At 35.6% G+C, this 12,261-nt stretch carries 8 protein-coding genes; 5 read left to right on the top strand and 3 right to left on the bottom strand.

The genetic code is table 11. The annotated features are described in order from the left end of the window. Positions 1–396: 396 nt before the first annotated feature. The gene (locus tag AB8B65_RS14150; RefSeq protein WP_405301795.1) at positions 397–1,017 is read right to left on the bottom strand and encodes a JAB domain-containing protein; all 621 of its coding nucleotides are present in this window, start codon (positions 1,015–1,017) and stop codon (positions 397–399) included. 247 nt (positions 1,018–1,264) lie between these two features. Between AB8B65_RS14150 and AB8B65_RS14145 the strand changes: the two genes are divergently transcribed. The 3 genes from AB8B65_RS14145 to AB8B65_RS14135 all read left to right on the top strand — a co-directional run bounded on the left by AB8B65_RS14145 (position 1,265) and on the right by AB8B65_RS14135 (position 3,752). Continuing rightward, a complete protein-coding gene (locus tag AB8B65_RS14145) occupies positions 1,265–2,941 on the top strand; it encodes a helix-turn-helix domain-containing protein (protein WP_405301793.1) in 1,677 nt (558 codons plus the stop codon). 96 nt (positions 2,942–3,037) lie between these two features. Beyond that, positions 3,038–3,352 (top strand): hypothetical protein, encoded by a 315-nt coding sequence (locus AB8B65_RS14140; RefSeq protein WP_405301791.1) that lies wholly within the window; start codon positions 3,038–3,040, stop codon positions 3,350–3,352. 118 nt (positions 3,353–3,470) lie between these two features. Next, complete coding sequence (locus AB8B65_RS14135; protein ID WP_405301789.1) at positions 3,471–3,752, top strand: hypothetical protein; 282 nt, start codon at positions 3,471–3,473, stop codon at positions 3,750–3,752. A 205-nt stretch (positions 3,753–3,957) separates the two neighbouring features. Here AB8B65_RS14135 and bglX read toward each other — a convergent pair whose 3' ends face one another. Both bglX and AB8B65_RS14125 read right to left on the bottom strand, forming a co-directional pair. Continuing rightward, on the bottom strand, positions 3,958–6,258 hold the full coding sequence (gene bglX / locus AB8B65_RS14130; protein ID WP_405301788.1) for a beta-glucosidase BglX: 2,301 nt from the start codon (positions 6,256–6,258) through the stop codon (positions 3,958–3,960). A gap of 134 nt (positions 6,259–6,392) precedes the next feature. Further along, complete coding sequence (locus AB8B65_RS14125) at positions 6,393–7,265, bottom strand: AraC family transcriptional regulator (protein WP_405301787.1); 873 nt, start codon at positions 7,263–7,265, stop codon at positions 6,393–6,395. 220 nt (positions 7,266–7,485) lie between these two features. Here AB8B65_RS14125 and AB8B65_RS14120 point away from each other — a divergent pair, with 220 nt between their 5' ends. Further along, the gene (locus AB8B65_RS14120; protein ID WP_405301785.1) at positions 7,486–10,521 is read left to right on the top strand and encodes a SusC/RagA family TonB-linked outer membrane protein; all 3,036 of its coding nucleotides are present in this window, start codon (positions 7,486–7,488) and stop codon (positions 10,519–10,521) included. 19 nt (positions 10,522–10,540) lie between these two features. Continuing rightward, positions 10,541–12,082, top strand: a complete 1,542-nt coding sequence (locus AB8B65_RS14115; protein ID WP_405301782.1) for a RagB/SusD family nutrient uptake outer membrane protein — start codon at positions 10,541–10,543, stop codon at positions 12,080–12,082. The last annotated feature ends 179 nt before the right edge of the window (positions 12,083–12,261 follow it).

Here is a 12,261-nt window from a genome sequence, read left to right as displayed (position 1 = left end):
AATCAAAAATCGCCCAGATTGGGAAGAAGTTAAAAAAGTTTTAAAAGGAGAGTTGCCAATAACTGAACTAGGTTGTAATAATTAAAAATGAACAAAAGATGACAATTGAAAGAATAAATACTTTTTTTTACGTAGGAGTATTGGTATCGTTTATTTTATTCCTTTTGCCTGTAGATTATAAGATGGCGACATACACACCTAACTTTCTTGGATGGTGCATGCTTCTCCTTTTATGCGTGTCAATACTTGTATATTTTTGGCTTCTAATTATTGATTACAAGAAAAAAAAATATAAAAGTTTACAAAAAAGAACACTATTCCTGGTAACTATTGTCGGTTTTTCTGTTGCTTATTGGTTCTATCAAGCAAACTTATTAGGGAATCTATAAAGTATTTTTAAGCACCCTTAATATCCCGCACATACAAACCAGTCAATTCCTTAATAGTATCAATGTCAAAACCTTTCTCTTTCATCTTCCGAGCCACATCTAATTTCCCTTCATGTTTGGCATTCTTACGTTCATAACGCAATTGCATTTCGCGCATTTGGTCGCTCTCACGACTTTGTATTTCGTACAATCCGCTTTTGCGAAGGTCTTCCATAATGCCTTTATCCTTAAAAGAAGTAAAGCCACTTTCGGTAATAATCAAATGATCTATCACCTCAATATTAATCATTTTTCCGACTTTCAGCAATCGGTCAGTAATATCTCGGTCGTTGGCAGAAGGTTTCAAATTGCCACTTGGATGATTGTGTACTAAAATCATGCGTACAGCCAGTTTGTAAATTCCCATACGGAACACATCGGGCGGTGATACATGTGCATAATTTTGTGCGCCAATAGAAATCAACTCCACAAACAAAATTGTATTATCGGCTTTCAAACCAACCACCCAAAAATGTTCCTGCGCTCTACGAATCTTATGCTGTCGCAATAAAATCTGTTGCATCACGCTATACACATCGTGTGCGTTAAGGACTCTCTTTTTCTGTGCTTCGGTTAGTCGTACCTTCATAATTCAAATATAGGAAATTTAGTATTGAGTATTGAGATGTTGGTACTGAGAAATTTCAAAATAGGGTTTGTGGTTTTTCAATAAACTATAATAAATGCACAACGGGTTAAGTTTATTTAAAAGTACTGTAAACAGATTGACAAATCAACAAATTGGCAAATCAACAGAAAACGGCGCGAAGCGACCAATCCAACTAAAAAAAATATCGTAACTTCTTTGTCGATTCGTTTCAAAAAAGAATCTGCCCATGAAACAATTAATATTCGTGTTATCCTTCGCTTTTTTGAGCTTTGCCAATGCACAACACGCAATGACAGAAGAAGTATCATTTGATGAATTGGTAAAACGCTATTCCAAAAATGTGTACAATAACGCTTCCAAAGCATTGGAATATGCAACACAGGCAAAAAATATAGCAGTTGTAAACGGAGATGCAAAACAGTTGACACAAGTAGATTATTATATAGCCAATTGTGAATTTACGCTGGAAAAAAATAAAGCTGCATTAACACATATTGAAGCTGCCATAACGCAAGCAACACCTTTAAAAGACGTGCTTTTTCTATACAAATGCATGAGCTTAAAAGGGAACATATTATTAGAATTAGGAGAAGATTCCAAAGCGCTAAAAACCTATGTAAAAGCACAAGAATATGCAAAAAAAATAGGCAAACCTATATATGAAATATTGCCGCTGTGTAGTATTGCCTTGATAAAAAAGACGCACAAAGACTATGAAGAAGCGATACTAATGTATAAAGACATACTAAAACGTTTAAACACCTTAAACGAAACTCCTGATGTCAGATACTACAGACTTCTTGTGCTAATGCATATTGCAGACACGTATTTAAGATTAAAAAACACAGCGGAAGCCACCTTGTACAACAATATAGGACTTGAAAAAAGTACAGACGAACAAGATGCGTGGGCACATTATCCGCTACTAATGAACAAAGCCATCATTCGGTATCAAAAAGGAGAATACAAGTTGTCAATTCCGTTAGTAAAGCTAGTAGAAGCGTATGCAGAAGGTAAAAACGAAAACCTATATATTACTTCTTTATTTTACTTAGGAAAGAACGCGTACCAGCTTCAGTTGTATAAAGAATCTATTCAGCATTTCGAAAAAACGTATGCCATTATGAAAGCTTCTGATGATGCAGATATGAATGAAAAAGAACTCCACGAATTTTTAGCGCTTGCATATCATCAAACCAAAAACGCTGAAAAGGCATTGTTTCATTTTCAACAATACACAGCGCTAGAAAAGAAGCAAAGTGCAGAAGATTTAAAACTAAACAATGAAACGCATATTATGGTAGATGTAGTTCCTTTAGAAACAGAAATTGATGCGCTAGGAAAACAGCTTACGCAAGAAACTAGAAGCAAAAAAGGTTTCCTTATGGCAGCGGTAGGATTGTTAATTTTGCTAATCAGCAGCATAGTGTATTACAGAGCGAGAGGAAAGCGTATACGGAAAAAATTTGAAGCACTTTTGCCAAAAGTATCAGAATTAGAAAAGGATCAGGTGCAAAAAACAGGAACTCAAAAAGAAATTGTATCAGACGAAAAAGTACAGGCGATTTTAAATAAACTGACCAAGTTTGAAAAGAACGAAGCGTACTTATCTAAAGAATGTAGTTTAGGGTTTATGGCGGAAGAATTAGAAACCAATACGGCATATTTATCAAAAGTAATTAATACGTATAAAGGAAAATCGTTTACTGCCTATATTACGGAATTACGAATTAATACTGCGCTGGTAAAACTGAAAAATAACAAAACATTACAATCGTATACCATTATGGCAATTGCGGATGAATTCGGGTTTAAAAGACAAGAAACTTTTTCGAGAGCTTTTAAAGCATACACAGGAATCTATCCTTCGCAATACATCAAAAACCTTAAAGAAAAGGGCTGATTTGTTGACGATTTATAAAGCGTCAATAGTATAATTTTTTTATTGATCGAATATTTCTTTGCTTCCATACTTATTAACAACAACTACGTAAAACAGATGAAAAAAAAGAACCTAAAAAACTTATTATTACATAAGTGTAGCGTATCTAATTTAACGTTGCTGCACAGAAAAACTGGAGGAGCGTTGCCAGCGCCAAATACGGATACAGGATCGTATATAGATCCGAATATTACCTCGTTAGCAGTTGATGAGTGTACGTTTGTAGATCCTTCTGGAGCGCCAGAATGTCCTTCATGGGCAATTCATAATTGTCATACCAATGCAGGAACTACCAAAGCAAAACCACCATCGGAACACGAAGCTTGTCAAGCAGGTGGAACCGGTGGAGCTATGTATAATGGTGTGGTATAAATGTTGAGCAATTTCTTTACAAAAAGGAAATTGACAATTTATAATGCATCAACACCTTTGCTTTTACTGCTGCGTAAAAATGAGTTGCTTTACATCATTAATCTTAAATTTAATTATGATGAAAAAAAGAAATCTAAAAACATTACAACTCAAGAAAAATTGTATTTCTAAACTTTATGGAGGAAGTGGTTATGCCAATGGTGGTGATGTAGGGAATTATGACACAAGAATAGATACAGGAACTATTATTCCAGTACATACACAAGGAGCAGAGCCAGGCTGTGTTTGGTATAGCGAATTGTATTCTGCTTGTGAATGTCATTCTATTCAAAATACAAACTGCATAGAATGTCCAGTAAACTATGACACACGTCATGATGCTGGTCATCAGCACGCATAAGTTTCGTAAATTCTAAAGTGGTTGTTTGAAAATTGCCCTTTCAAGCAACTGCTTTTTATTTTTAAAAATCGATTATTTAAAAACAATACTTTGGATTCGATCTAAACAAAAAAAAGATGCTCACATACATGAACATCTTTTCGCGAATTAATAAATAAACCAATGTATGAATTGATTCTTGCAGGTGTATACAAGAATTAATTACTTATTTTAGTGTAAATGCATCTTTAAGAATCGTATTTGAGCTTCCGCCAACAAATACTTCAAAATCACCAGCTTCTACTAAATACTTCCCTTGATTGTTAAAGAAACCAAGTTCTTTATTTGTAAGTGTAAATTCGATGGTTTTTGTTTCTCCTTTCTTAAAGTGAACCAATTCAAAACCTTTTAACTCTTTCACTGGTCGCGTAATGCTCCCAAATAAATCTCTAATGTATAATTGTACTACTTCTTTTCCGTCGTAATCACCTGTATTGGTTACATCGACAGTTACTTTAATGTCTTTCCCTACAGTAAATTCATTTCCGTGTACTTTGAAGTTTTTGTATTCAAATGTGGTATAACTTAAACCGTGTCCAAAAGGATACAACGGTGTGTTTTCAATATCAATATAATGTGACCAAAATACGTTGTCGTTATCGTTGGTAGGTCGTCCGGTACTTTTATGATTGTAATAAATAGGAATTTGTCCCACATTACGTGGAAATGTCATTGGTAACTTTCCACTTGGGTTATAATCACCGTACAATACTTGCGCAATGGCGTTACCCGATTGTGTTCCAAGCTGCCAGCCTTCTACAATAGTAGGAATGTTTTCGGCTGCCCATTCAATGGCTAACGGACGTCCGTTATTTAACACCAACACAATATTCTTATTTACGGCATACACAGCTTCAAGCAATTCTTGCTGCAAGCCTGGTAAATCCAAACTAGTTCTACTTCTACCTTCTCCACTTTGGAAACCATGTTCTCCCAACACCATGACAACAACATCTGCTGTTTTTGCTGTTTCTACAGCTTCATTAATGCCATCTCTATTGGTAGTATTAATCACAACTTCTTCAATAAATGCTGTTTTTCCTACTACTAAATCTACCCCTTTTTTGTGTGTTAAAGAATTGCCTGTATACTTTTCCATTCCTTCCAAAACGGAAACTGCTGTATTATCATCAGAAGCAATACGCCAGCTTCCCAATGGGCTATTTTTATCGGCTGCAAGCGGCCCGATTAATGCTATTTTTTGTCCTTTTTTCTTTAGTGGAAGTAAATTTCCTTCGTTTTTTAATAACACTATCGATTTCTTAGCAACATCCAATACCGCTTCATGATGTTTTGCATGGCCGATGTTTTCTTTTTCATTTGCAGGATCGCAATATGTATATGGATTGTCAAACAATCCTAATTCAAATTTTACTTTCAAAATTCTACGTACAGCGTCATCTACAATACTTTCTTTAACAACACCATCTTCTACAAGTTTTACAAGTTCGCGTACATATACATAGCCTTCCATGTCTAAATCGGAACCTGCATTGGCAGCAATAATGGCTGCTTGGCGTTTATCTTTGGCATGTCCCCAAAAAATAAGTTCATTAATAGAAGCCCAGTCAGAAACTACGAATCCATCAAAACCCCATTCGCCTTTCAAAATATCTCTCTGTAAAAACTCACTTCCTGTTACTGGAACACCGTTGAGTTCATTAAACGAGTTCATAAATGTTTTTACACCACTATCAGCCGCAGCTTTAAACGGTGGAAGTACGGTATTATATAATGTAGAAGTTCCAATATCTACACTGTTGTATTCTTTTCCTGCTTCCGAAAAACCATACGCAGCAAAATGTTTTGCACAAGCTGCTATTGAATGTTTATCGGTTAAATTGTCTCCTTGAAAACCTTTAACTCGCGCAGTAGCAATTTTGCTTCCTAAGTACGGATCTTCTCCGCCACCTTCCATAACGCGTCCCCAACGTGGATCTCTTGAAATATCAACCATGGGTGCAAATGTCCAGTTAATTCCTGCGGCAGAAGCTTCGGTTGCAGCAACACGTGCCGAACTTCTAATAGCTTCCATGTCCCAACTTGCCGATTCAGCAAGCGGAATAGGACTCAGGGTTTTGTATCCGTGAATTACATCAAAACCGATCAATAACGGAATTCCTAAACGCGTTTCTTCTACAGCAATGCGTTGTACTTCTTGTACATTTGTAGTTCCGCGTACGTTTAACATAGCGCCAACCCAACCTTTTCTAAGATGTTCGTATTTTAATTTTGCAGATCCTTCTTCGGGTGTAGGTCCTGTTACATCCCAAAAACCATTATATAAATTCATTTGACCTACTTTCTCATCTAAGGTCATTTTTGCTAACAGTGAATCAACTCTCTGATCTACTGATACTATTTTTACCATTTCCATTTCTGAACCACTTTTTTTGTTTACACCACATCCAAAAAAACTAAACATAATTCCTGCTGCAATTATTATTTGATAGTGTTGTCTAATCATTGTTGTTATTTTCGTTTGGTTGTGTGTTGTAAATGTATGACATTATTGTGTGTGCAATTGTACATAAATAATCAAAACATGATATTTTTTTATACTAAAAAGGATAAAAATTACTGTAAAATGATAAAATAGTATCAGAGTACTTTTTGAATTCCGTTAAACGCTGCACGAAATTCACTCGGTGTTGCATTTTTTATCTTTTTAAACATTCTGTTGAAATGTGCTAAGTTGTTAAAACCACATTTATAAGCAATTTCTCCCACGCTTAAATCGCTTTCTAAAAGGAAACGCGTTGCATAACTTACGCGCGTACTATTAGTAAAAGAGATGAATGTTTTTCCTGTCCTGCTCTTAATAAATCGATTAAAAGAAACAGGCGTCATGTTGATTAATGCTGAGATTTCATTTAAAGTAATCTTGCGATGAAAGTTATTTTGAATGTACTCGTAAATCTTCTTAATCTTGTCGCTATTTTCAAATTCGTTGTAATTTGAAAAAGAAGTAGATAAAAGCTTCTGATTTCGGGAATTAGACAAATCTTGCAGGATAGAAATAAACTCTAAAAAGTAGTCAATGCCCGATGTTTTAGGGAGTTCAAGCAATCTCGGCATAATTTCGGCTGTAATTTTCTCTGAAAATAAGATTCCGTGTATCGATCTGTTTAACATATCTCGAATAGACTTAAACACTCTGCGTGACAATAGCTTTTCATCTAACAAATCATTATGTATGTGAATCGTGATTTCGTGAATTTCTTTGTTTTTACAATTATGCAATTCCCAACAATGTGGTAAATTTGGACCGACAAGTACGAGTTCGTATGTTCCAATTTCTTCCATGTGATCGCCAATTACTCTTCGTACACCATCACCATTATAAATAAAGTTTAATTCGTATTCGGGATGGAAGTGCAATGGGAAATCAAAATCATCTTTTATTCTGGAATATACGAGAAAGCTATCTGCTTGAGATAGCTGTGTAATTTCTCTGTGAATCTTTTTTTGCATAAATGACTGAGCTTATTTTAACACAATTTTAAAGAAAATATATTGACATTTGATAAAATTGTATTAAAGAATTGTTAATATTGAGTATACATTTGTGCAAATAAAATGATTTTTTGTTTAAAAAGATGAAAATAATACAATGTGTTTATTTAATTATTGATAAAAATCAGTCTTAAAAAATGCTTTTTACCTAAAAAAACAGCCAAACTAATTAACTAATATGAAAAACAAATTTTTAAAGAACTTTCTCTTTGTACTATTACTGTCATCGTTCAGTATGGTATCTGCACAAGGTATTACAGGAGTTATTTCTGATGTTAATGGACCAATCCCAGGAGCTAACATCACCGAAAAGGGAACAAGTAATGGAGCTGTCACCGATTTTGATGGTGTCTACACGCTTAAAAATGTAAAACCGGGCGCTATTTTAGTAGTTAGCTATGTCGGTTACAAAACAAAAGAAGTTCCTGTTGACAACAAAACAGTAATTAATGTTACCCTTGAAGAAGACCAAAATGCATTAGATGAGGTTGTCGTAGTTGGGTATGGAGCTAAAAAGAAAAGCTTGGTAACTGGAGCAATTTCTAGTGTAAATGCTAAAGACATTAAAAGTGTATCTAACCAAAGAGTTGAGCAAGCATTGCAAGGACGTACTTCGGGTGTTACGGTTTCATCTTCGTCTGGTTCGCCAGGTTCAGGTGCTCGAATTCGTATTAGAGGAACAGGATCAAGTGGATCTTCGGAACCTTTATTTATTGTGGATGGAATGAAAGTTTCTAATATTGATAACATTCCACCATCAGACATTGAAAACTTAGAAGTATTAAAAGATGCGGCTTCGGCAGCAATATATGGTACAGAAGGTGCAAATGGTGTAATCATCATTACTACAAAAACAGGAAAAGGAAAAGGCGTTAAAGTAAACTTTAGTTCACAGCTTGGTGCTCAATTTTTGCAAAGTGATATTGAATTAATGAATGCTTCTCAGTTTGTAACCTATATGAATGAAGCAGGAGTTACGTCTGTTGTAGACAACGGAGTTGATACCAATTGGATTGATGCCGTGTTTGATACTGCTTTTATGCAACGTTACGACGTAAGTTTGTCTGGAGAAGCTGCAGGAGTTTCGTATTACGCGTCTGTAGCACATACAGATCAAGATGGAATTGTATCTCAAGAAAACTCTTCTTTCAAAAGAACAGCATTGCGTATAAACTTAAAAAGTGATGTTACTAAATGGTTTGAAGCTGGTGTAAGCGCAACGACTTCATTCATAAAAAGAAGAGGTGTACAAGAAAATAACGACACACGTGGTGTTATTCAAAATGCATTGGTGTTAGATCCATTAACACCAGTTAAATATGGTGTGGGAGAAGTGCCTGCGGAAGTATTTAACAGAGCTTCAGTCAACGGATTTCCAGATGTACCTTTATTAACAACTAGTTATGGAGCTGTGTACGGATATCCAACATACTCAACGGGAGAAACACTAAATCCTGTTGCATTAGCAGATGTAAACAGAACATTAAATGATAACAATCAGTTCTTATCTACAATATATGGTAAATTCAAAATCTTAGAAGGATTAACGTTTACATCTAGATTTGGATATGAGTATGGCGATTTCTCAAATCAAAACACAATCACACCTTACTTTGTAGCTTCTGAAGCACAAAATACAACATTTACAATGTCAGAATCAAGAGTGCGTACAAAACGTTGGTTATGGGAAAACTTTGCTTCGTATACAAAATCGTTCGACAATCATAACTTCGCTGTATTAGCAGGATATTCTGCGGAAGATTTTGAAGTGCCCACAGTTTCGTCACGAACAGGATCAATTGCAATTACTGATTTTACAGAATTCGATTTAGATTTACCAGGATACAATGTAGATGACAGAACAGATAATATTGTAACCTTCAGAGATAACTTAGTATCTATGTATGGTAGATTGTCGTATGATTATTCAGGTAAATATTTATTTGAAGCATCTGTAAGACGCGATCGATCAGATAAATTCCCTACAGCAAACAAAGCAGGTACATTCTCTGCATTTTCTGGAGGTTGGGTATTATCTAAAGAAGATTTCTGGAGTGATGATTCATTTGTAAACTACTTCAAAGTAAGAGGAAGTTGGGGGCAAAATGGTAACAAATCGAACCTAGCAGGAAACTCAGATATAATCAGTATCACAAGAAACATCAATGGATTGCCAATCGATTACTTAGGGCAAGGTGGCGCGCAAATTACAGGATTTGCTAATACGAACTTAGTTTGGGAAACATCTACACAAACAAACTTTGGTATCGATTTAAGAGCATTACAAAACAAATTACGTTTCTCGGTTGATTACTTTAAGAAAACAACAGAAGACTTAATTGTGTCAGATGGTAGTTTAATTACACCAGGTTCAGCAGGATTTACATCAAACGAATTCAACGCAGGTACGATTGTAAACAAAGGTTTAGAATTTGAAGTTGGCTATGCAAACAACGATGGCGAATTCAAATACCAAATCAACGCAAACTTATCTACTTTAGATAATGAAGTAACGGAAATCTTATTCTTGCCAGAAGGAACATCAATCAGAGGAGCAGGAGCGCCACAAAATGATGACGGAATCACAAGATTTACAGAAGGCTTACCAGCATGGTATTTCTTCGGATACCAAACAAATGGTGTCGATCCAACAACAGGAGAATTACAAAGAGTAGATACAGATGGAGATGGAAACATTACAAATGCCGATAAAACATTCATCGGTTCCCCACATCCAGATGTATTATTTGGAGGGAATATAGCTTTCCAATACAAAGCATTTGATTTCAACTTACAATACCAAGGAACGTTGGGGAACGAGATCTTTACATCGTACAACCAACCTTCAAGACCTATCACCAACAAGCCAGTACATTACTTTGATGAAAGATGGCAAAACCCAGGTGATAATGCAACTTTCCCATCAGCAGCAACAATTACAGATGCGTATGATACTGATTTGATGGTAGAAGATGGTTCATATATGAGAATTAAGCAAATTCAATTCGGATACACATTGCCGCAACGTATGTCTGAGAAATTACACGTAAATAATCTAAGATTATACGTATCTTTAGATGATTACTTTACTTTCACTAAATTCAGAGGGTTAGACCCAGAAATTGGAAACTTTGGATTTAATGACATCGGAGTAGATAGAGGATATTACCCAACTGCCGCTAGAATGATCTTTGGACTAGCGCTAGATTTTTAATCAAAAAAAACTTTTGAAAATGAAAAAAAACATTTTTTTAACCGCCTTAGTAGTATTTTTAGGATTCATGGCATGTAGTGATGATTTCACGACAAATGAACCTGAAAATGTAGAAGACTTAGAAACATTCTTCCAAACGGAAGAAAATGTAGAAGCAGCAGTCGTAGGTATTTATGACTTAATGCACTTAAACTACAGTAAAGATTGGCACAGTGCCTTTTTAGTAAAACTATTACCTGGAGACGATGCAAATGCTGCAGGAGGAAACTCAAGTGACCAACCGCAGTTGCAAGATATTGACGATTATGCTAATATCTCTACCGCAAACGGATCTATTGAAAATGTATGGAATAACTTTTACAGTACCATTGCACTTGCCAACTTAGTTATTGAAAACTTAAAAGAAAGTACATTAAGTAACAAAGACAGAGCAACAGCAGAAGCTAAATTTATCAGAGCTTGGTGTTATTTCGAATTAACAACAATGTTTGGAGATGTTCCATTACGATTAACGCTTCCACAAGGAGCAGCAGATTTTGGATTGGCAAAATCTACAAGAGCAGAAATATATGTGCAAGTTGAGGAAGACTTAACTGATGCCATAGCAAACTTACCATCAAAATCAGCAGTAGCTGACGAATTCAGATTCTCCAAAGGAGCCGCTGAAGCATTAATGGGGAAAGTATTAGTATTCCAAGAAAAATACCCAGAATCAATTCCTTACTTTGAATCTGTCATTGGAAATCCATTACACGATTTAGAAACAAACGTAGCAGATGTTTGGGGAATCAATTCAGAATTTGGAATAGAATCACTAGTAGAATTAGGTTTCGTATCTACTTCTGGAAGAGATTGGGGTAATATCGCTTGGGGCGGAAGAAACGAAAGTAACTTACACATTCAGTTAATGGGACCTAGAGGAGACGGAATTTTCGATGTATCTGGAACAGGATTATTAAACGGATGGGGATTCAACTTGCCAACCGCAAAACTTACAGCTGCATTTGATGCTGCTGGCGATACTACCAGAAAAGCGGCAACATTACTTACGGAAGCCGAATTAGTAGCTGCAGGAGGAAATGTTGACGAAACAAGCGCTACAGGTGGCGTTATTTGGGATTATGAAGGAGCAATCAGAGTAAAATATGCTTCAAGAGCAGAAGAAACAGCTTCTGATGGAGTTCGTGAATTAAACTACAGTACAAACTTTAGAGTATTCCGTTATGCAGAAGTATTATTACTAGCAGCAGAAGCTTATAACAAAGCAGGACAAGACGGAAACGCACGTACACAACTAAACAAAACGAGAAACAGAGCTGGATTGGCAGATGTAAGCACATCACTTGCAGGAACAGCTTTATTTGATGCAATCGTAGAAGAAAAATTCTTAGAGCTTGCGCATGAAGGACAACGTTTCTGGGATTTAGTGCGTTGGGGAAGAGCTGCAACAGAATTAGCTGGAACAGGATATGCGCCTAAAAACGATTTATTCCCTATACCTATTGCAGAAATAGACAAAAACGGAGAGCTTACCGTTGCTGATCAGAATCCTGGATACTAATTCAGAAAAAAAATAACGTAATTTTCTATTCAAAATACGCTATTTGAATTGCTGTAACAAAGCAGTATGTAACCATGCTGCTTTGTTATTTTAGTGAAACTCATTTTTGATAAGCCTGATAAGGCGCAATCAAAAATGTAAGTTGAACTAATACTGATGAAAATCAGTATCTGACTATT

This window comes from Kordia sp. (assembly GCF_045105435.1).
GTDB lineage: Bacteria > Bacteroidota > Bacteroidia > Flavobacteriales > Flavobacteriaceae > Kordia.
The sequence above is the reverse complement of the archived record's forward strand: the minus strand, read 5'-3'. Positions and strand labels throughout refer to the sequence as shown.